Source organism: Wenzhouxiangella sp. YN1 (genome assembly GCF_056324145.1).
On the sequence record NZ_JBJNIO010000120.1, the window covers coordinates 123,496 to 144,771 of the forward strand.

Sequence of the window (21,276 nt, forward strand, 5' to 3'; positions counted from 1 at the left end):
GTTTGTGGTCCTCAGTCCGTAGTCGAGATCAGCCGGAACCATTCGTTGATCAGCTCGCTGCCGGTATTGACCAGAGAAAAGGCCTTGTGGTCCAGATGCCAGCCGTGGAACAGCCCGGCCAGCAGGTTGTGCATCATCAGGTTGGCGGTCTCCGCGCCCAGGCCGGTGCGCAGTTCGCCGGCGGCCTCGGCGGCGCGAAAACGCGCCAGGGTGGCGGCCTGGGCCTCGCGCGACATGTCGGCAAGTAGCGCCACCGGATCAACATCGTCAAAGACCTCACAGCGGTGCAGCAGGATGGCGTGAATGCGCCGGTAACGGGGCCGTTCGAGCCGGCGCAGACCCTGCAGGCAGGCCAGGCGGATTTCATCCAGGCCGTTTTCCGCCGCCAGTTCGTCGGGGATGTCGTCGACCAGCTCTTCATAGGGCATGCGAATGCGCTCGATGAGCTGGCGCAGCAGGTCGGCCTTGCCCTCGAAGTGCCAGTACAGCGCGCCGCGCGTCACTCCGGCATGGCGGGCAATGCTCTGGAGTGACGCGCGGGCGACCCCTTTTTCATGAAACATCTCCTCGGCGGCATCCAGCAGGGCCTCCCGAGTGGCTTCTGCCGCGGTGCCTTTCAGTCGGGTCACGGCGGCTCAGCCTTCGGTTTCAGCCGGTTGCCGGCGGCGCCGGTGCCAGTCGGAGAAGTCTTCGAACAGCTTGTAGAACAGCGGCACGAACAGCAGCGCCAGGGTCGAGGCAAACACCATGCCGCCTACCACCACCGTGCCGATCTCCTGACGGCTGTTGGCGCCTGCACCGGTGGCGACCACCAGCGGCAGCGTGCCAACGATGAAGGTCAGGGCGGTCATGATGATGGCGCGGAAGCGCTGGCGTGCGGCGGTCAGCGCCGACTCCAGGGCGCTCATGCCGGCAGCGCGGTTCTGGGCGGCGAACTCGACGATCAGGATCGCGTTCTTGGCCGCCAGGCCAATGAGCACCAGCAGGCCGACCTGGAAGTAGATGTCGTTGGGGAAGCCGCGCAGCATGGAAGCCAGTGCGGCACCGAGCACGCCGAAGGGAATCGCGGTGGCCACGGCCAGCGGCAGGGTCAGGCGCTCGTACTGGGCGGCCAGAATCAGAAAGACCATGACCAGACCCAGCGCAAAAGCCAGGGTGCCCGCGCCGGCGGCGGCCTCGAGCTGGTAGGCCTCGCCGGTCCAGCCCGGCAGCACGTTGCTGTCGTTGACTTCCTTGGCCAACACCTCGGCCAGGGCGTCCTTGGCCTGTCCGGAGGTGTAGCCGGGCGCGGCGTCGGCCATGATCTTGGCGGCGCTGTTGACGTTGAAGCGATTGAGCACGTCGGCGCCGACCGTGCGCTCGAGCGTCACCAGCGAACTCAACGGCACCAGCTCGCCGCTGTCGGAGCGGGCAAAGACCTTGTCCAGGTCTTCGGGCCGGTTGCGGAACTCGCCTTCGGACTGCAGGTTGACCTGCCAGTTGCGGCCCGCCAGCGTGAAGTCGTTGATGTACATCGAGCCAAAGGTGGCCTGCATGGCCTGAAACACCTGGCCGACAGGCACGCCGGCAGCCAGCGCCTTGTCGCGGTCGACCTCGGCGTGATAGCGCGGAATGGATATATCCAGCGTGGTGCGGGCGTTGACCAGCTCCGGGCGCTGGTTGGCGGCGTTCATCACCCGGCTGGCAATGGCGTGAATTTCTTCCGTGTCGGCATCACCGCGCACTTCCAGATAGCCTTCGACACCACCGGTCAGCGACAGCCCCTGGATCGGCGGCGGGGCAAAGGCGATGACAAAGGCTTCGGGCATGCCCGCGCCCATGCCCATGATGCGATGTGTCAGCGACTGCACGTCCTGCCCGGGGCCGGTACGTTCGCTCCAGTCGGTAAAGTTGGCAAAGCCCACCCCGGTGTTGGTGCGCTGGGCCATGGCGATGATGTCGAAACCGGCAAAAGTGGTGAAGTCCTGGACTTCGTCCATTGCCATGATGGCTTCCGAGAGCTCATCGCGGAATTCGACGGTGCGATTGAGCGAGGACGCCGGCGGCAGCGAATAGGAGATCATGGCCACGCCCTGGTCTTCGCCCGGTACCAGGCCGGGCGCCAGGCGCTGCATGCCCAGCACCGCCAGTACCGTCACCAGCACAAACAGGCCGACGCCGATGACGGCATGGGCCAGCAGCCACTCGACCGAAGCGGTGAAGCCGCGCGTGAGCTTGTTGAAGCCCTGGTTGAACCACTGAAAGGGCTTGGCAACGCGCTGGCGCGTGCTGTCGAGCAGCAGCGCGCACATCGCCGGGGTCAAGGTCAGCGCAACCACGCCGGAGACCACCACCGACACGGCAATGGTGACGGCAAACTGGCGATAGAGCTCGCCGCTGAGCCCGCCCAGAAAGGCCACGGGCGCGAACACGGCCACCAGCACCAGCGTCGAGGAAACGACGGCGCCGGCGACCTGTTTCATGGTCTCGACCGAGGCCTCGTGTGCCTTCATGTTCTTCTCGCTCATCAGGCGTTCGACGTTTTCCATCACGATGATGGCGTTGTCGACGACGATGCCGATTGACAGCACCAGCCCGAAGAGCGTGAGCAGGTTGACCGAAAAGCCCAGCGCCAGCATGCCGGCAAAGGTGCCCACCAGCGAGACCGGAATGGCCATCACCGGAATCAGGGTGGCGCGGAAACGCTGCAGAAATATGAAGGTGATCAGCACCACCAGCACGGTGGCGATGATCAGGGTGATGAAGACTTCCCGAATCGAGATGTTGATGAACTCGGTGGTGTCGAAGGGCACCGCGTAATCGAGATCCTCGGGGAAGCGCGACTTGGCCTCGTCAAGGGCCTCGTACACGCGCTCGGCCGTGGCCAGGGCGTTGGCGCCGGGCTGCAGATAGATCCCCAGCGGCACGTTGGACTGGCCGTTGAGAATGGCCGAGAAGTTGTAGTCCTGGGCGCCGAGCTCGACGCGGGCCACATCGCCCAGGCGCAGCACGCTGCCGTCGGCTTGCGAGCGCAGGATGATGTTTTCAAAGGCTTCGGCGTCATCGAGCTGGCCGTGCGTGGTCACCGCCATGGTGAAGGCGGTGTCATCGGGTGTGGGCTCGGCGCCGATGCGCCCGGCAGCATACTGCGAGTTCTGGTCGCGCACGGCGGCGGCCACATCGGCCGGCGTAAGGCTGAACTGGGCCAGCTTGTCCGGCTTGAGCCAGATGCGCATCGAATAGTCCTGCTGCCCGAACAGCGAGGCATCGCCGACGCCGGGCACGCGCACCAGTTCGTCAACCAGGTTGAGCAGGGCGTAGTTGGACATGAACAACGGGTCGTGCGTGCCTTCGGGCGAGTACAGCACGGGCACCATCAGCATGTTGGTCGAGCGCGACTCGACGCGCACGCCGAGCTCGCGCACCGTCTGCGGCACCTTTGGCAGCGCCGCCTGGACACGGTTGTTGACGTTGATGGCCGCCTGGTCGGGGTTGGTGCCGATCTCGAAGGAGACGCTGATCATCAGGCTGCCGGAGTCGGTGGTGGTCGACTCCATGTAGATCATGTTGTCGACGCCGTTGATCTCCTGCTCCAGCGGCGCGGCCACGGCGCTGGCCAGCACCTCGGCACTGGCGCCGGGGTAGGCGGCCTGGACCACCACCTGCGGCGGCACGACATCGGGATAGAGCTCGATGGGAAGGGCGCGCATCGCGGCCGCGCCCACAAGCACGATGATGATCGAGATGACCGAGGCAAAGATCGGCCGATCAATGAAGAATCTGAGCATCTTCAGGCTCCGTCGCGGTTGTCGCTATCAGTGGCCTTGTGGGCCTGGGGGTTGACGGGCATGCCGTCGCGCAGGTTGACCAGCCCGCTGACGACGATGCGGTCGTCCGGCTCAAGCCCCGACAGCACGACCCGATCCTGGCCCACGGTGGGGCCGAGCTTGACGGCGCGGCTGCTGACGTGGTTGTCGCTGCCGACCACGAAAACGCGTGCGCCTTCACTGCTCTGGACAACGGCCGCGCGCGGCACGCGATAGACGTTGTCGAGCTGCTGGGTCAGCATGCGGATACGCACGAACTGGCCCGGAACGAGTTCGCCGTCGGGGTTGGGGAAAACGGCGCGTGCCGAAACGCTGCCGGTGCGGGGGTCGATGGTGGCGTCGGTAAAGTCGATGCTGCCTTCCAGGTCGTAGTGGCTGCCGTCGGGCAGCGCCAGCCGTGCCTGCTGCTCGACGCTGTTGGCGTCGCCGGTCATGGCGCGGCGCGCGCGCCGCTGCATGGTGGCATCACGCTCGGGCAGGGCAAAGCGCACGTGCACCGGATCGGTCTGGGTAATGGTCGTCAGCAGGGAGCCGGTGTCGATCAGGCTGCCCTCCGAGAGGGTTTCGAGCCCGGTCATGCCCGAGATCGGCGCGCTGACCCGCGTCCAGTCGAGATTCAGCTCGGCCGAGGCCAGGCCGGCACGCGCCAGCGCCATGCCGGCTTCGGCCAGCTCGAGCTCGGAGCGTGCGCGGTCGCGTTCGCGCTCGCTGACCGCGCTGCGCTCGTACAGCCCCGAGATGCGCTTCCATTCACGCTCGGCCTGCTGAAAGCGTGCGCGGGCGTTGGCCAGCTCGGCCTCGGCCTGGCTGACGGCGATCCGGTAGGTGTCCGGGTCGATCAGGAACAGGTCGTCGTCGGCTTCGACTCGCTGGCCTTCGTTGTACAGGCGCTCGAGCAGGATGCCGCCCACGCGGGAGCGCACTTCCACCTCGCGCGAGCCGCGGATGCGCCCGGCGTATTCCTGTTCCACGGCGACATCCGTCGGCGCGACGGTGACAAAGCGCACCGGCGGGGGCGGCGGCTGTTGGGACTGCTGCGGTTCGGAGCATGCGGCCAGAACGAGCGCAATCGCGCCCAGCGTGACCGCAGCACCCAGGCTGCGGAAGGTGGGATGGGACAGGAACATGTTTTTGTCACTCCGTTGCGGACGGGAGAATCTTGAAAATAATGATTTATTGCACAGGCGCCGGTGGGCCGACGGAATTATACATACATGTATGTATGTTGCGTGGGCCGAATTTCAACCGCCCGACGGCAAGAAATATCCGTCGGGCGAGTTTTCAGTTGATTTTTCAGCGGCTTGCCGCAGGCTTCAGAACGGCGCGTGGCCCGGCGTGCGCGGGTAGGGAATCACGTCGCGGATGTTGGTCAGGCCGGTAATGTAGTTGAGCAGGCGCTCGAAGCCCAGCCCGAAGCCCGAGTGCGGCACGGTGCCGTAGCGGCGCAGATCGATGTACCAGCGGTAGGTCTCGGCGTCCAGGCCCTGCTTGGCCATGCGCTGCTTGAGCAGGTCCAGGCGCTCCTCGCGCTGCGAGCCGCCGATGATCTCGCCGATGCCCGGAGCGAGCACGTCGAGGGCGGCGGCGGTCTTGCCGTCGTCGTTGAGGCGCATGTAGAACGCCTTGATCTCGTCGGGGTAGTTCATCACTACCACCGGCGCCTTGCAGTGCTGTTCGGTCAGATAGCGCTCGTGCTCGGTCTGCAGGTCCAGGCCCCAGCGGGCCGGGTATTCGAACTTCTTGCCGCTGGCGGCCAGAATGTCGATGGCCTCGGCATAGTCCATGCGCACGAAGTCGCTGTCGACCAGCTTTTCCAGCCGCTCGACGGCGTCGGCATCGATGCGCTCGGCAAAGAAGGCCATGTCGTCGCCGCAGCGTTCGAGTACGCGGGCAATGACGGATCTGAGGAAGCTCTCGGCCAGATCGGCGAGATCATCGAGGTCGGCAAAGGCGACTTCCGGCTCGACCATCCAGAATTCAGCCAGGTGGCGGGCGGTGTTGGAGTTTTCCGCACGGAATGTCGGGCCGAAGGTATAGACCTTGCTCATGGCCAGGCAGTAGGCTTCGAGGTTGAGCTGGCCCGAAACGGTCAGAAACGCCTCCTTGCCGAAAAAATCCTCGCCAAAGTCCACCGCGCCCTCGTCGGTGCGCGGCAGGTTGGCCAGATCCAGCGTCGAGATGCGAAACAGCTCGCCGGCACCTTCGGCATCCGACGAGGTGATGATCGGCGTGTTGATCCAGTAATAACCCTGCTCGTCGAAGAATTCGTGGATGGCGCGCGCGGCGGCGTGGCGCACGCGCGTCACGGCGCCAAAGGTGTTGGTGCGCGGGCGCAGGTGGGCAACCGAGCGCAGAAACTCGAAGCTGTGCTTCTTCGGCTGCACCGGATAGTGGTCGGGGTCGTCGACCCAGCCGAGCACGTCGATCCGCTCGGCCTGAATCTCGACGTTCTGGCCGCGGCCCTGCGATTCGACCACCTTTCCGCGGCACTGCAGGGCGCAGCCGGAGGTCAGATGACGAATGTCGTCGTAGTTGGGCAGGGCCTTGTCGGCCACCAGCTGCAGATTGCCCAGGCTCGAGCCGTCATTGAGGTGAATGAAGGAAAAACCGGCTTTCGAGTCGCGGCGGGTGCGTACCCACCCCTGAACGGTCACTTCCGAGCCGACGTCAATGTCGCCGGCGAGCACCTGTTGGATGCTGGCAGTCTGCATGGCGTTGAGAACCCTCTATGGATTGAAAGACAGGATGTGAAACGCAATAATATCCGACATGGCTACTGCAACCCAAGAAAACGTCAGCAACTCCGGTATTTCCCTCACTGATTCGGCCGTGGCGCGCATTCGCGAATTTCTGGCGCGTGACGGCGGCGAAGGCCTGCGCATCGATATCCGGCGAACCGGCTGCTCGGGTTACGCTTACGATGTGGGCCTGGCCCAGCAGATCGACGACTCCGACCATGTCTTCGAGCAGGACGAGCTCAAGATTGTCGTCTCCGACAAGGCCCTGGCCATGGTCGCCGGAACCACGGTCGACTTCGTCGAGGAGGGCCTGGTGCGTGAATTCCGCTTTCGCAACCCCAACGTCACCGGCGAATGCGGCTGCGGGGAGAGTTTTACCGTCGGCGGATGATCCGCGAATTGCCTATCGCAAGCCTCCCGCGTTAAAATGGCCGGCTTAACTAGCCCGGAGCCTGTCAATATGCGTCTGATCGAAGAAGCCCTCACTTTTGACGACGTTTCACTGGTTCCGGATTATTCGGAAGTCCTGCCGAGAGACGTCGATCTTTCCACGCGCATCACGCGCGATCTCAAGCTCAATATCCCGCTGGCGTCGGCCGCGATGGATACCGTCACCGAGGCGCGGCTGGCCATCGCCATGGCGCAGGCCGGCGGGTTGGGCATCATTCACAAGAACATGCCCGCAGAGCACCAGGCCGAACACGTCCGCGTGGTCAAGAAGTACGAGGCCGGGGTGATCAAGGACCCGTTCACCGTCGGGCCTTACACCACCATCCGCGAAGTGATCGACCTGACCCGCCAGCACAATATCTCCGGCGTGCCGGTGGTTGACGGCAATGAGCTGGTCGGCATCGTCACCAGCCGCGACATGCGCTTCGAGAAGAAGCTGGATGACCCGGTGCGCAACATCATGACGCGCAAGGACAAACTGGTGACCGTCCATGAAGGCGCCAGTCAGGACGAGGTGCTCGAGCTGCTGCACCGCCACCGCATCGAGAAAGTGCTGGTAGTCAACGACAACTTCGAGCTCAAGGGCCTGATCACCGTCAAGGACATCCAGAAGTCGCGCGACTTTCCCAATGCCGCCAAGGACAGCTCCGAACAATTGCTGGTGGGTGCCGCCGTGGGCACCGGCGGCGATACCGAAGCGCGCATCGAGGCCCTGGTCGAAGCCGGGGTCGATATCGTGGTGGTCGATACCGCCCACGGTCATTCCAAGGGCGTGCTCGAGCGCATCAAGTGGGTCAAGAAGACCTGGCCCGACGTGCAGGTCATCGGCGGCAACGTCTCCACCTCCGACGGCGCCCGCGCGCTGGCCGAAGCCGGCGCCGACGGCGTCAAGATCGGGCAGGGTCCGGGTTCGATCTGCACCACGCGCGTGGTTGCCGGTATCGGCGTACCGCAGGTCAGCGCCGTGGCGGCGGCCGCCGAAGCGCTGGCCGAGCACGGCGTGCCGGTCATTGCCGACGGCGGCGTGCGCTACTCGGGCGACGTCGCCAAGGCTCTGGCCGCCGGCGCCTCGACGGTGATGATCGGCAGCCTGCTGGCCGGCACCGAGGAGTCGCCGGGCGATGTCGAGCTCTACCAGGGCCGCTCCTACAAGACCTACCGCGGCATGGGCTCGCTGGGCGCAATGGAAATGGGCTCCAAGGATCGCTACTTTCAGGCCGAAGCCGATGTCGACAAGCTGGTGCCCGAAGGCATCGAGGGTCGCGTGCCCTACAAGGGCCCGATCGGCGGCGTGGTGCACCAGCTCATGGGCGGTTTGCGCGCGGCCATGGGCTACGTGGGCTGCGCCGATATCGAGACGCTGCGCACCAAGCCGCGCTTCGTGCGCATCTCGGCCAACGGCGTGCGCGAATCACACGCCCACGACGTGGCAATCACCAAGGAAGCGCCGAATTACAAATTGGGATAAGTGTCAAGTGTGAAGTGTGAAGTGTGAAGTGGAGGGCTGCGGTAGGCGTACGTGTAATGTTCTGATTTGTTGCCGCTGGTTCAACGTCACCGTAGTAAGCCCAGCGCTAAACTAAAAAGCCTTCACACTTCACACTTCACACTTGACAACAGCGACTGAATGAACATCCATAGCCACCGCATTCTGATCCTCGATTTCGGATCGCAATACACTCAACTGATCGCTCGCCGGGTGCGCGAGATCGGGGTGTATTCCGAAGTGCTGCCGTATGACGCCGGCGACGAGGTCATCCGGGCTTTTGGCGCGAGCGGCGTGATTCTCTCCGGCGGGCCCGAGTCGGTCAGCTTCGACGACAGCCCGCGCATTCCGCCGCCGGTCTTCGAGCTGGGCGTACCCGTGCTCGGCATCTGCTACGGCATGCAGGCGATGGCCAGCCACTTTGGTGGCGCGGTCAGCCCGTCTGACGAAAAGGAGTTCGGCTATGCCGAGGTGGCGCTGGCCGAGCCCGGACGATTGTTCGAAGGCATCGAGGACCGCGTGGCCGACGGCCAGGGTCTGCTCGAGGTCTGGATGAGCCACGGCGACAAGGTCACCGGCCTGCCCGAAGGTTTCGTGACCACCTGCACCACGCCCGCCGCACCGATCGCGGGCATGGCCGATGAGGACAGGCAACTCTACGGTCTGCAGTTCCATCCCGAGGTGACCCACACCAGCCAGGGCCGGCGCATTCTCGAGCGCTTTCTGCTCGATATCTGCGGCTGCGAGGCGAGCTGGACCACCGGCGCGATCATCGACGATCAGATCGAGCGCGTGCGCGAGCAGGTGGGCAATGACACCGTGTTGCTGGGCCTGTCGGGCGGCGTGGATTCCTCCGTGGTGGCTGCGCTGCTGCACCGGGCGATCGGCGATCGGCTGCTGTGCATTTTCGTCGATACCGGGCTTTTGCGCTATCGGGAAGGCGACGAGGTCATGGCCGTGTTTGCCGAGCATCTGGGCGTGCGCGTCGAGCGCGTTGACGCCCGCGAGCAGTTCATGGCGGCACTCGCCGGCGTGTCCGACCCGGAGGAAAAGCGCAAGATCATCGGCCGCGAGTTCATCAACGTCTTCGACGCCGCCGCCAGGGACCACCAGGAAGCCGGCTGGCTGGCGCAAGGCACGATCTATCCCGATGTGATCGAGTCGGCGGGTGCAAAGACCGGCAAGGCCAAGGTCATCAAGTCGCACCACAACGTCGGCGGTCTGCCCGAGGACATGAACCTCAAGCTCGTCGAGCCGCTGCGCGAGCTGTTCAAGGACGAAGTGCGCAGGATCGGCGTCGAACTCGGCCTGCCCAGGTCACTGGTCATGCGCCACCCGTTTCCGGGGCCGGGGCTGGGCGTGCGCATTCTCGGCGAGGTCAGGCCCGAATACGTCGAGCCGCTGCAGAAGGCCGACCATATCTTCATCAGCGAATTGCGACAGGCGGGCCTTTACGACAAGGTCAGCCAGGCTTTTGCCGTGTTCCTGCCGGTCAAATCGGTCGGTGTGGTCGGCGATGCGCGCCGTTATGAATACGTCATCGCGCTTCGCGCCGTCGAGACTGTCGACTTCATGACCGCCCGCTGGGCCTACCTCGACCACGACTTCCTCGACCACGTCTCGCGGCGCATCATCAACGAATGCGACGGCGTCTCGCGCGTGGTCTACGATATCTCCGGCAAGCCACCGGCCACCATCGAGTGGGAGTAGGGCAGGGCTGGCTGCCGGCTCAGAAAGGATAGTCCCTGCGCTCGCGCTGCACGCTGACCCATTGCACGGTGGAGAATTCCTCGATGGCCCAGTCGCCGTTGAAACGCCCCAGGCCGGAGTTCTTTTCGCCGCCGAAAGGCAGGTGGGCTTCGTCGTTGACGGGCATGTCGTTGACGTGAGCCATGCCGGTCTGCAGCTGGCGCGCAAAGCGCAGCCCGCGGGCCTGATCGCCGCTGAAAACCGCGCTGGAGAGCCCGAACTCGGTGGCGTTGGCCAGCGCCAGGGCATGCTCGTCATCGTGTGCCTTCTGGATGCCGACCAGCGGGCCGAAGATTTCATCCTTGCTGATGCTCATGTCGGCCGTGACGTCTCCAAAGACATGCGGCGGCAGCAGCTGACCTTCCACCTTGCCGTCCAGCAGCACGGTGGCGCCTTGCTCCCTGGCCCCGCTGATCATGTCCTGCAGGCTTTCCAGCTGTTTCTGATTGATGATCGGCCCGATGGCCGTGTCCATCGCTGCGGGGTCGCCGACCTTCAGGCCCTTGACGCGAGCCACGAATTTTTCTGCGAATTCGTCATAGCGGTCCTGATCGACGATGATGCGGTTGATTGCCATGCAGATCTGGCCCTGATGCAGGAATTTGCCGAACACTGCGGCCTTGACCGCCTGATCGATATCGGCATCGTCGAGCACCACGAACGGGCCGTTGCCGCCCAGCTCCAGAGCGACCTTCTTGATGTGCTGTCCACCGGTGGCGATCTTGCCGATGTTCTTGCCCACGGGCGTCGAGCCGGTAAACGAAATCATCGACGGCACGGGGTGGGCGACAAAGTCGTCGCCGATTTCGGCGCCAGAACCAATGATGACGCTGAGCACACCATCGGGCAGGCCAGCCTCTTCGAATAATTTCGCGATCAGCAGCCCCCCGGTGACTGGCGTGTCGCTGGCCGGCTTGACCACCACCGCGTTGCCCAGGGCAAGGGCGGGTGCAACCGAGCGCTGCGACAGATGCAAGGGGAAATTCCACGGGCTGATCACGCCCACCACGCCCAGCGGCCGTCGATAAACCAGGTTTTCCTTGCCCGGAATATCGCTGTCGAAAGTGGCACCTTGAGCACGCGTGGGCATGCTGGCCGCTTCCCGGGTAATGGCACGCGCGCTGGCCCACTCGATGCCGGCCTTCAGCCGGGTACTGCCGGACTCGCGAATCAGCCAGTCGATGATCTCGTCTTTGCGCCGGTCGAACAGCGCCACCACTTTTTGCAGCAGCGCCGAGCGCTTTGCCGGTGAGCTTGCCGCCCACTCTGGCGCAACTTCGGCCGCTTTCCGGTAGGCGGCATCCAGGTCGTGCGAAGTAGCGAGGCGAATCGAGGCAAGAGATTTGCCGGAATAAGGGTCGGTAACCGGCCGGGATTCCTCGCCGCTGCCTTCGCGCCACTGGCCTGCCAGGGGCTGCAGATGAAAGTCCTGATAAGGCTGAGTCATGGGGCATGCCTTTTATAGATAGCTGATCCATCACTATAACGCTGACGGAGAGGTGCCGTGCCGACAGCGCCGATCCTGCGCCGCGCGCGCTTGCGCTATTACGTATCGCCGGACCTGATCCGGCGTCTTGTTGCTACTGGCGCCTTCGCCGAGCAGATCCCGGCTCTGCGCTTCGCTTGGCCGGGAATTCGGGAGTGGCAGGGCTGGCCGGGATTTCGGGAGTGACGGGGTTGGCCGGGACTTCGGGGGTAGTGCCCGCGGCCCAGCCCCCGTATCGCCGGACCTGATCCGGCGTCTTGTTGCTACTGGCGCCTTCGTCGAGCAGATCCCGGCTCTGCGCTTCGCTTGGCCGGGAATTCGGGAGTGGCGAGGCTGGCCGGGAATTCGGGAGTGGCGAGGTTGGCCGGGATTTCGGGAGTGACGGGGTTGGCCGGGATTTCGGGAGTGACGGGGCTGGCCGGGAATTCGGGGGTAGTGCCCGCGGCCCAGCTCCCGTATCGCCGGACCTGATCCGGCGTCTTGTTGCTATTGGCGCCTTCGTCGAGCAGATCCCGGCTCTGCGCTTCGCTTGGCCGGGAATTCGGGAGTGGCGAGGCTGGCCGGGAATTCGGGAGTGGCGGGGTTGGCCGGGAGTTCTGGGTGGTGGCGTCTCGCTTGCCGGCCTCAGCGCATGCTGCCGCTGTCGATGAAGCGCTGATGCCACGACAGCGCCTCGTTGAGCAGGTGCGGGGTGTGTTTGCCGTAGCTCTTGTGGCAGGCGCGCTCGAAGTAGTCTTCCAGCATGGGCCGATAATCGGGGTGTGCGCAGTTGGCAATGACCTGCCTGGCGCGCTCTTTGGGCGCCAGGCCGCGCAGGTCGGCCAGGCCCTGCTCGGTGACCAGCACCATGGTGTCGTGCTCGGTGTGGTCGACATGGCTGACCATCGGCACGATGCCGGAAATATTGCCGCCCTTGGCGGTGCTGCCGGCCATGAAGATTGACACATAGGCGTTGCGCGCAAAGTCGCCCGAGCCGCCGATGCCGTTCATGATCCGGCTGCCGGCGATATGGGTGGAGTTGACGTTGCCGTAGATGTCGGCCTCGATCATGCCGTTCATGGCGATACAGCCCAGCCGGCGAATCAGCTCGGGATGATTGGATATTTCCTGCGGGCGCAGAATGATGCGCTCGCGAAAGAAGTCAACCTGGCGGTTGAAGCTTTCGATGCCATCGGGGCTGAGCGAGAAAGAGGTTGCCGAGGCCATCGACAGCACGCCGTTCTCGAGCAGCTCGAGCATGCCGTCCTGAATGACTTCAGTGTAGGCCTGCAGCCCCTGATATCCGCCCTTGCCGAGCGCGGCGAACACGGCATTGGCGATATTGCCCACGCCCGACTGCAGCGGCAGGAGCTGTTCGGTCAGCCGGCCGCGCCGGATTTCGTGCTCCAGAAACTCCAGCACGTGCCCAGCAATGCGCTCGGAGGTTTCATCCGGCGCGCTGAACGGCGTGTTGCGGTCGGGGGCGTCGGTTTCGACCACCGCAATGACCTTGTCGGGGTCGACGCGCAGGTAAGGCTCGCCGATGCGATCGTCGGCGCGTACCAGCGGAATGGGTTTGCGATCCGGCGGCCTGGCGGTGCCGTAGTAGATGTCGTGCATGCCCTCCAGCGCGGCCGGTTGCCAGCGGTTGACCTCAAGAATCACCTTGTCGGCCTGGTCGAGCCAGGTCTTGTTGTTGCCCACCGATGAGGACGGGATCAGGCGGCCGTCTTCGCGAATGCCGGTCACCTCGAGAACGGCCACGTCGATGTCGCCGAAAAATCCGAACCAGGTGTGCTGGGCAACGTGACTCAGATGGATGTCGAGATAGTTGAGCCGGCCGTCGTTGATGCGCTTGCGCACCACCGGATCGGACTGATAAGGCAGGCGCAGCTCCATGCCCTCGACTCTGGCCAGCGCGCCGTCGAGCTCCGGCGCGGTTGATGCGCCGGTCAGAACGCGAATGCGGAAGTCTTCGCCGCCGGCGTGTGCCTGCTCCATACGCGCCGCCAGCGCCTGGGGCACGGCCTTGGGGTAGCCGGCGCCGGTAAAGCCGCTCATGGCAACCGTCATGCCCGGCGCGATCAGCGCGGCGGCCTCGGCGGCCGATTTGCGACGTTTGCTGAAATCCGGATGGGCAATACGTTCTTTCAAAATAACCTCGATGTTCAGTGCCTTCAGTTGAATGATTGTCAGGGCGTGTCGGCCTGTCCGCTCGCCGCCGTTCGATAGCCTCGGTCCCGAACGGCCTGCAGTATCTGCTCGATATCATCGGGCGCGACATTGAGCATTTCCAGCGCCGTCACGCCGAGCTGCAGGCTGGACTCCAGCGTTTCCGGATGTGCGTGCGCGGCGCCGGCACTCAGCAGGCGGGCGCGGGATCTGAGATCAGGCGCGCGCACAATCACTGGCACCTGCGGGCAGTTTCTGCGAATGTACTTCACGGTTGCCAGCGCGGTGTTTTTCAGATCGACGGCCAGGACGACCAGCGACGCTTTGTCCACCCGGGCCGCCGCCAGCAGCCCGGGGTCGGCGATATTGCCCAACCAGACTTCGTGGCCTTCGGCCCGCCCGAGCTCGACCCGTTTGGGGTCAGGGTCGAAGGCAATGAAGGGGATGCCGCAGGAATGCAACAGAACAGCGATGGTGCGACCCACCCGGCCATAGCCGCCAATCACTACCGAATGTTCCGGGGTCCGCGGCAGTTCGTCGTGGTTCGGTGCAGGTTTTTCAGCCGGTGCCCGGGCCAGCAGGGACGCGATCGGGCCGTTGAAGCGAATCAGCACGGCACCGCCCACCATCGACAGCAGCACCGAGGTGATCGCGATCTGGCCGAGCTGCGCATCGAGCACCTGCGAATCAAGCGCAATCGCGATCAGCGCCAGCCCGAACTCGCCGCCAACGCTGAGCATCAGCCCGGTGCGCCAAGTCATTCGGGCGCTGACCGCAACCCGGCGGACAATGGCAGCGACAAGCAGCGTCTTGCTGGTGATGATCAAAAGCGCGCCCAGCAACGACCAGTGCCAGATGGGCGGAATGGCCATCGGATCGAAGCGCATGCCGATGCCGATGAAAAACAGCCCCAGCAGCACGTCGCGAAACGGGCTGACGCTGGATTCCACCTGGTGGCGAAACTCGGTCCGGCCCAGAATCATTCCGGCCAGGAACCCGCCAAAAGGCAGCGACAGGCCCAGGCTGTTGGTCACCCAGGCAGAAAGCAGGGCGATCAGCAGCACGGCCAGGGTGAACAGCTCGTTTGACCGGCGCCTGGACACCATGTGGAAAAACGGCCGCAGCAGCCAACGCCCGACAAAGATGACCAGGGCGAAGGCAAGCGCGGCCTTGGCCAGCGCCAGGCCCAGCATGCCGGCCAGCGCGCCGGCGGCAACCGAGGCACCCAGCACCGGAATGACCACCAGAAACGGCACGGCAGTCACGTCCTGAAAAACCGACATGGCCAGCCCGATGCGACCGTGCCGGGTGGTGTCCTCGCCCTGTTCGGCAAGCACGCTGGCGATCACCGTTGTGGAAGACTGGGCGAAGGCGGCGCCGAAGACAAAGGCGGCAACCGCCGGAAGCCCGGCGATCCAGGTGATGACGCCCACCAGCAGCGTGGTCAACGCAACCTGCGCGGTGCCCAGGCCGAGCACCTGCTTGCGCAGCGCGCGCATCTGCGGCAGGGAAAAATCCAGGCCGATGGTAAACAGCAGAAAAACGACGCCGAACTGGGCCAGCGCCTCCAGCTCCGGCATGGAAATCACCGGCCCCATGGTGAACGGGCTAACGATCATGCCAACCAGCAGGTAGCCCAGGCTGGTCGGGATATGCAGACGCTGAAAAACCGCTACGACGCTGATTGCCACAGCCAGCAGCAGGATGATTTGAGCGAGATATTCCATCATTTTCGTGATTGCTGCAGGCCGCGTGTCGCGTCAGTGTCGCAACAGTCGACCGTCAAGTGGTGGGGCGTGGCCCTTTTCTATCAAGAGCAGATCAGCTGCCCGGTTCCACGCTTACGATACCGCTTATGTTAATGCCTTTCTCGTCGCCAAATGCGGAAACTGAAATCGACACTTCGGCACCTTGTGCGCTCAGCGGGTTGTCAATACGCGGCTTTCGAGTGCGAGAAACATGCGTTCGTCGTGCTCGGCGGAGCTGGGGTCGGACTGTTTGGTATCACCAACCCGGTACGTTGCGCGAACGGTCCACCCGCTTCGTTCCGCCAGCCTGATCAGGCCCGGAGCCGAGAAGATCCAGTAGTTGGTGGGGTCGTTATTGCACTCTTCCGGGTGCAGTAAATAGGCCAGGGGCGCCTCTTCCAGCTCCAGCCGGCGATCGGCCGTTGTGCGCGCAATGCGCGTGCTCAAAAAGCAGAATCGCGAGTGCCTGGCGAGCGTTTCGAGAATGTAGAACGGATTCTTCAGGTGATAGAGAATGCCGAGAAACAAGACCAGATCATAGCGCTCTGACGGCAGCTGAAACTGCGTGTCGAGATCGACTTCGTGAACGGCGACATTGCTGGAGTTCAGCCGCTCCCCCAGCGCCCGCGCGCCGTCGAGACCGTTCCAGTTGGTAGCCGGCCAGTCAATCAGGTCGACCGTCATGCCTTCGCTTTCTAGAAAATAGGACAAATCCCCGTCCGCCGCGCCGATATCTGCAATGTGGCCGGACTGGAAAAGCTCGATGGCGCTTTCAGGGAGCTGGTCCATCAGGTTTTCCAGATGCCACAGGTTGGAGAGTATGTCGTAGGCATACCAGGTTTTATCAGGGGCAGGAGCGCCGGTCTTGGCCGCCTCCAGCTGCTGTTTCCAGGCGCCGGCGCGCTCGAGTAGCTCCTGGTAGCTTGAAAACGCGCTTTGTCTGGTGGATGAATTCGTCATTCTTTGCGGTGCTCCCTGGATCAATCCTGAAACTCTTTTGGCGCAGCTGCAGCACATGCGTGCCGAGACCGGGCGCTATGATACCTTGCCAGCACCGCAGGCTATCCCCAGCGCCGCAGGCTATCGCCGGCGCCGCAGGCTCGATATAATTTGTCGTTTGATGCCAGAATGCTGAATCTGCCGTCACATCAATGCTTTCGGGTTTGGGGAGCCCGAAAACAACAACTGGAAATAATGACGTCATGCTCGACATGCTCAAGCAGATAATCCGCTGTGCGGGACTGGTCGAAACGGGAGAGCGATTTCGTGGCTGATGAAGCGGACACGGGCGCTGCGGGAGCCTCGGCAAAACGCTTTCCTGCTGCTGTACGCCGGCTGCTTACTGCCCTGTTTCTCGGGCTGGCGATCACGATGCCGCCGCTGGTTCTGATCCCAGTGGAAATTCACGCCAGCAACCCGTACGAGTTTTCGGTTTCGGCCGTTGGCGTACTTCCTTCGCTGCTGCTCGCGGCGGCAATTCCTTTCCTGCTGATCTTCTGCTGCGCTGTCATTGCCCCTCGCAAGTGGGATCCGGTGATGGCAGCAGTATTGCTTGCCCTGGCTTTGCTGGTGTGGGCCCAGGGGCAGCTGATTGTGCCCGACTACGGCGTGCTCGATGGCGACGAACTCGCCTTGGGGGGGCAGCCTGGATGGCTTGTGTTCGATGCCTTCCTGTGGGTTCTGCTTCCGCTAGCCGTCATTCTGGCTCGCCAGAAGCTGTGGCGCTGGGCGGGGCCGATTGCCGCGATGCTGTTGTTGATCCAGGTGCTGCCGGCGGCCCGTGCTGTAGTGCAGATGCCTTCGGTACTGGAGTTTCATCATTCGTTCCTTGACGATGCGCAGGCGTTTTCGTTTTCGGAAGACCGAAACGTGATCATGATCGTGCTCGATGCCTTTCAGGCAGATGTTTTTGGCGAGTTGCTGGAAGATGAGCCCGGGTTGCGACAGGAGCTGGCAGGATTTACCTGGTTTCGCAATGCGCTGGCAGGCTACTCGAAAACCTATCCCAGTTTTGCGCTGATGCTCACCGGACGCTGGTATGACAACGACGTTCCGATTCAGGCCTTCATCAAGCGTAGTTTCCTGGATCAGTCGATTCCCCGAGAACTGGTTTCTCGCGGTTGGCAGGTGGACCTGCTGCCGCGGCTCAAGCGGGTGGTTTACCCCTCTTCTGAGGTGGCCTCGAATGCTCGTCCTGCCGCGCCTTGTACAAAACGGCTGGCGGATGTGGGCAGAATGATGGACCTTGGGCTCTTCCGCGCCAGCCCCCGTTGGTGGAAAGCGTGGTGGATCAACGACTACCGGTGGCGACTGGCGCGTTGGCTTCCGATTTCGTGTGAGCGCGCGACGACCACGCCGGCGGTCGAAAAGAGCACGGCAGCGGAGCATCATGCGCTTGAGTTTCTTCGTCGCGCCAACCATGAGGCAGCGGCTCAGGAGAGCGGCCCCGTTTTCCGTCTCTATCACCTGATGATGCCGCATGCGCCCTTCATGCTTGACGAGTCGCTTGCGCATAAGCGGCTGCCGGCAGGGGCCGATGGCTTCAAGCGCCATTCGCGCGCGGCGCTGGTCGTGCTGGAGCGCTTTCTGGACTTCATCAAAGCGCGTGATCTCTACGATAACAGCCTGATTCTTGTCGTATCCGATCACGGTGGCGGCGAATATGTCGATGCGGTGGACACGTCGACCCTGCCGTCTGGCATGGCAGGCGACGCGGACAGCGCCATTCCCGGAATGCATCGAGCCTCGGGGCTGCCGCTGATTCTGGTTAAGCCTTTTGCTGAAAAAGATGAGTTAACAGTTTCAGAAGCGCCTGTTTCACTGGCGGATGTGGCAGCCACCATCGCGGCCCAGCTAAAGCTCGACGAAGATTTTCCGGGGCAGGACATGTTTGCAGTCGATGCCAGCGCCGAGCGTCAGCGACGTTATCGTTTCTATACCTTCGACGGCTGGACCGGCGAGTACCTGCCTGACATGACCGAATATCTGGTCGATGGGCACAGCTGGCTGGCGCAAAGCTGGCAGCCGAGCGAACGTCAGCTTGTTCCGCCTGCGGAAGCGGTGGCATCCGAGTCGAATGCGTATCGCCCAGGCAGGCGGCTGCGCTTTCGCCCGGGCGCTTTCCCGGAAGAATTCCTGGTCAAAGGCTGGAGCAGGCCAAGCTCCCACGGCCTGGTATGGTCACGTGCCGATAAGGCGAGTGTTCATTTGCCGCTATCCAGGGCGGTTGATGGGGAATTGCTCATTCGGCTGGACTATCTTCCCTATGATGCCAATGGTGCGATCAACGCTCCTCGGGTTCGTGTAAACGTGAATGGGGCAGCGCAGGAGTGGCACAACAGCGGGCGAGGCTGGCGTGAGTTCTGCGTGCCGGCGGCGGTGATCAATGATGCCGAGATGCTCGATATCCAGTTTGAGTTTCCGGATGCTGCCTCGCCGCTGGAGCAGGGAACAGGGCCAGATAGCCGAAAGCTCGGAATTGCGCTTTACCAGTTTGAAGCCCGCTCCTGCACGGTAGAGGAGCGCTGAGTTTGAAGAGCAAGAAGCCGAATCGCAAAGGCAGCTTCGGCTTGAGGGCGCTATGGCTTATCGCCCTGTTTCCCTTGCTGAACCTTTGCCTGTTCGTGCCTGCGACGCTCTATCTCGACAATACTGCAGAGTTTGAGCATGGACTGGCGAAGTTGGTGCTGCCGCTTGTCGGTGCGGCTCTCCTCGCTGCACTGGTGCTGGCAGTGCTACTGCGGCTCATGCCTGTTGTTGTGCGCCAGGTATCGGCCAGCCTGCTCTTCGCTCTGGGTTTGTTGTCATGGTTTCAGGGGGCTTTTCTGATGCATGATTACGGGCCGCTCGATGGACGGGGCATCGATTGGTCGGAATTCGGGGGGCTGCTGATCGGGGCTGATCTTGTGCTCTGGCTGCTCGTGTTGTGCGGAGCGCTGTTAGCGGCGCGACGGCTGTCTCGTGTTGCTGCCATTGGCGCCGCGGTTTTCATTGGCATTCAGTGCGTGCCTCTGCTGATCGATGCCAATCGCATGCTCGCTTCATCTGATGAATTTGAGCCTCCTGACGAAATTCCGGATGCGGTCCTGGAGTATTCAACGGATCGCAATATCGTGCATGTCGTGCTGGACAATTTTGAGAGCGATATTTTTCTCGAGCTGGTCGAAGAGCTGAAGCTTGAAAGGAAATTCGACGGGTTCACCGTCTATCCAGAGAACACAGCCGTGGCGCCGCACACATCTTTGGCAGTGCCGGCAATCGTCTCCGGTCGCGTCCCCAGTGGCAGTCAGTCGCCGGATGAGTATTTCAAGTCGGCCATGGAGCGAGGGCTTTACGCTCACTTGATGGAAGCCGGTTACATCGTCAACCTTTTGCCGCTACTCGACATGAGTAGAGCTCCGGCCACGAATTACTATCCCGTGCCTGATGTCTATGCCGGTAGCATGAAGCAACAACGCTGGCGAGAAACCGCACGCTTGCTGGATGTGGCACTGTTCCGGCAGCTACCCCATCGCTGCCGCCGCTGGGTATACAACGATAACAACTGGCGTCTGAGTCAACTCGCTTACCCAGGCGGGAGCAAGAGCTTCGAGCAGCGCCGTTTCCTGGCCGACTACATCGATCGCATGGAGACAGGTCATCAAGGGCCTACATACCACTTCATGCATCTGTGGCCGCCGCATCCGCCATTTACAACGAATCAATCAGGCCGTCCGGCTGGCAGAGTGCTGCCCAATACTCGACAGAATTATCTCAACGAGGCCAGGCCAATGGTCCGGTTGCTGGTTCGTTTCATCGAGCGGATGAAGTCCATGGGAGTGTATGACGATGCCCTGGTCATCTTCCAGAGCGATCACGGTGGCGGGTTCGAGCCGGATTATATGCCCGTGCGCCTACTTGGCTTGTTGGCAATTAAACCGCCCGATAGCCGGGGGGCGCTGAGACAATCGTCGCTTCAGACCAGCATGGCAGACATAGCGCCAACGCTGCTGGCGCAGGCCGGTCTTGAACAGCTCGATGGCTCCGGCCAGCCCATTAAATCGCTCGAGTCCGGTGATCGGCAACGGCGCTTCGTCTTCCTGAAGGATGGCAAGCTGCATGGCTTGAATGTTACTGGTTCGGTGAACGACCCGACGTCCTTCGGTCCGGTTGAAGAAATCGCAACGCTTGAACGTTCGCGAGCCTATCAGCCGGGTACACGGGTACTGGCCGGCCTGGCGGGCGAGGCCGGGCGTTATCTGGTTAGCGGCTGGTCAAGCCAGCATGACAAGGTGGTCTGGAATAATGGTCACGAGGCCTCGTTGCTGCTGGAGTTGCCGCCGGTGGAAGATGATCTTGTGCTGAACCTGAGGTTTATCCCCAACGTGGATCCGGATAAGCAACTCACCCAGCGAGTCGGGGTTGAGGTAAATGGGCGATCAGCTGGAGAGTGGCTTGTCCAACACAAGGGGGGTACGAAGATCAAAGTGCCCGTAGTCAAGGCCTGGTTGGACCGGCCCCAGACGGAAATTCGCCTTATACTACCCGATGCCGTCAGTCCGGTCGAGCTTGGAACCGGCAGTGACACGCGCAAGCTGGCTGTGGCGCTGATGTCCTTTTCTCTGGTCCCGGCGGCGCAGGCAAGCGCTGACGCGGTCGCCAATTAAGCTTAGTTGTTTCCAAC

General features: G+C 62.9%; 13 protein-coding genes. 5 read left to right on the plus strand and 8 right to left on the minus strand.

Annotation, left to right across the window (positions count from 1 at the left end):
• Window positions 1-11: 11 nt before the first annotated feature.
• The 4 genes from ACEWQZ_RS04015 to asnS form a co-directional block, all read right to left on the minus strand.
• On the minus strand, window positions 12-629 hold the full coding sequence (locus ACEWQZ_RS04015) for a TetR family transcriptional regulator (RefSeq protein WP_476481776.1): 618 nt from the start codon (window positions 627-629) through the stop codon (window positions 12-14).
• Window positions 630-635: 6 nt separating this feature from the next.
• Window positions 636-3,767: an efflux RND transporter permease subunit gene (locus ACEWQZ_RS04020; RefSeq protein ID WP_476481777.1), complete on the minus strand. Its 3,132-nt coding sequence runs from the start codon at window positions 3,765-3,767 to the stop codon at window positions 636-638.
• Window positions 3,768-3,769: 2 nt separating this feature from the next.
• Complete coding sequence (locus ACEWQZ_RS04025; protein ID WP_476481778.1) at window positions 3,770-4,933, minus strand: efflux RND transporter periplasmic adaptor subunit; 1,164 nt, start codon at window positions 4,931-4,933, stop codon at window positions 3,770-3,772.
• Between the two features lie 186 nt (window positions 4,934-5,119).
• Window positions 5,120-6,517: an asparagine--tRNA ligase gene (asnS, locus tag ACEWQZ_RS04030; protein ID WP_476481779.1), complete on the minus strand. Its 1,398-nt coding sequence runs from the start codon at window positions 6,515-6,517 to the stop codon at window positions 5,120-5,122.
• Window positions 6,518-6,575: 58 nt separating this feature from the next.
• Between asnS and ACEWQZ_RS04035 the strand changes: the two genes are divergently transcribed.
• The 3 genes from ACEWQZ_RS04035 to guaA all read left to right on the plus strand — a co-directional run bounded on the left by ACEWQZ_RS04035 (window position 6,576) and on the right by guaA (window position 10,190).
• On the plus strand, window positions 6,576-6,935 hold the full coding sequence (locus tag ACEWQZ_RS04035) for a HesB/IscA family protein (protein WP_476481780.1): 360 nt from the start codon (window positions 6,576-6,578) through the stop codon (window positions 6,933-6,935).
• A gap of 69 nt (window positions 6,936-7,004) precedes the next feature.
• Window positions 7,005-8,462 carry an IMP dehydrogenase gene (gene guaB / locus ACEWQZ_RS04040; protein ID WP_476481781.1) on the plus strand — a complete coding sequence of 486 codons (1,458 nt, stop codon included), beginning with the start codon at window positions 7,005-7,007 and terminating at the stop codon, window positions 8,460-8,462.
• A gap of 159 nt (window positions 8,463-8,621) precedes the next feature.
• On the plus strand, window positions 8,622-10,190 hold the full coding sequence (gene guaA, locus ACEWQZ_RS04045) for a glutamine-hydrolyzing GMP synthase (protein WP_476481782.1): 1,569 nt from the start codon (window positions 8,622-8,624) through the stop codon (window positions 10,188-10,190).
• Between the two features lie 19 nt (window positions 10,191-10,209).
• Here guaA and ACEWQZ_RS04050 read toward each other — a convergent pair whose 3' ends face one another.
• The 4 genes from ACEWQZ_RS04050 to ACEWQZ_RS04065 form a co-directional block, all read right to left on the minus strand.
• A complete protein-coding gene (locus ACEWQZ_RS04050) occupies window positions 10,210-11,676 on the minus strand; it encodes an aldehyde dehydrogenase family protein (RefSeq protein ID WP_476481783.1) in 1,467 nt (488 codons plus the stop codon).
• 663 nt (window positions 11,677-12,339) lie between these two features.
• Entirely contained in the window at window positions 12,340-13,848 is a 1,509-nt protein-coding gene (locus ACEWQZ_RS04055; RefSeq protein WP_476481784.1) for an acetyl-CoA hydrolase/transferase family protein, read from the minus strand.
• A 38-nt stretch (window positions 13,849-13,886) separates the two neighbouring features.
• Window positions 13,887-15,596 (minus strand): cation:proton antiporter, encoded by a 1,710-nt coding sequence (locus tag ACEWQZ_RS04060; protein WP_476481785.1) that lies wholly within the window; start codon window positions 15,594-15,596, stop codon window positions 13,887-13,889.
• Window positions 15,597-15,785: 189 nt separating this feature from the next.
• The gene (locus ACEWQZ_RS04065) at window positions 15,786-16,574 is read right to left on the minus strand and encodes a class I SAM-dependent methyltransferase (protein ID WP_476481786.1); all 789 of its coding nucleotides are present in this window, start codon (window positions 16,572-16,574) and stop codon (window positions 15,786-15,788) included.
• A gap of 306 nt (window positions 16,575-16,880) precedes the next feature.
• Between ACEWQZ_RS04065 and ACEWQZ_RS04070 the strand changes: the two genes are divergently transcribed.
• A complete protein-coding gene (locus tag ACEWQZ_RS04070) occupies window positions 16,881-19,142 on the plus strand; it encodes a sulfatase-like hydrolase/transferase (RefSeq protein ID WP_476481787.1) in 2,262 nt (753 codons plus the stop codon).
• 2 nt (window positions 19,143-19,144) lie between these two features.
• Window positions 19,145-21,259, plus strand: coding sequence for a sulfatase-like hydrolase/transferase (locus tag ACEWQZ_RS04075; protein WP_476481788.1), 2,115 nt, complete (start codon window positions 19,145-19,147; stop codon window positions 21,257-21,259).
• The last annotated feature ends 17 nt before the right edge of the window (window positions 21,260-21,276 follow it).

Excerpts from the sequence above, each read along its gene's own strand:
- ACEWQZ_RS04035 (WP_476481780.1), top strand. The coding sequence starts at position 6,576 with ATGGCTACTGCAACCCAAGAAAACGTCAGCAACTCCGGTATTTCCCTC.
- asnS (WP_476481779.1), bottom strand. The coding sequence starts at position 6,517 with ATGCAGACTGCCAGCATCCAACAGGTGCTCGCCGGCGACATTGACGTC.
- ACEWQZ_RS04025 (WP_476481778.1), bottom strand. The coding sequence starts at position 4,933 with ATGTTCCTGTCCCATCCCACCTTCCGCAGCCTGGGTGCTGCGGTCACG.
- guaB (WP_476481781.1), top strand. The coding sequence starts at position 7,005 with ATGCGTCTGATCGAAGAAGCCCTCACTTTTGACGACGTTTCACTGGTT.
- ACEWQZ_RS04050 (WP_476481783.1), bottom strand. The coding sequence starts at position 11,676 with ATGACTCAGCCTTATCAGGACTTTCATCTGCAGCCCCTGGCAGGCCAG.
- guaA (WP_476481782.1), top strand. The coding sequence starts at position 8,622 with ATGAACATCCATAGCCACCGCATTCTGATCCTCGATTTCGGATCGCAA.
- ACEWQZ_RS04065 (WP_476481786.1), bottom strand. The coding sequence starts at position 16,574 with ATGACGAATTCATCCACCAGACAAAGCGCGTTTTCAAGCTACCAGGAG.
- ACEWQZ_RS04060 (WP_476481785.1), bottom strand. The coding sequence starts at position 15,596 with ATGATGGAATATCTCGCTCAAATCATCCTGCTGCTGGCTGTGGCAATC.
- ACEWQZ_RS04020 (WP_476481777.1), bottom strand. The coding sequence starts at position 3,767 with ATGCTCAGATTCTTCATTGATCGGCCGATCTTTGCCTCGGTCATCTCG.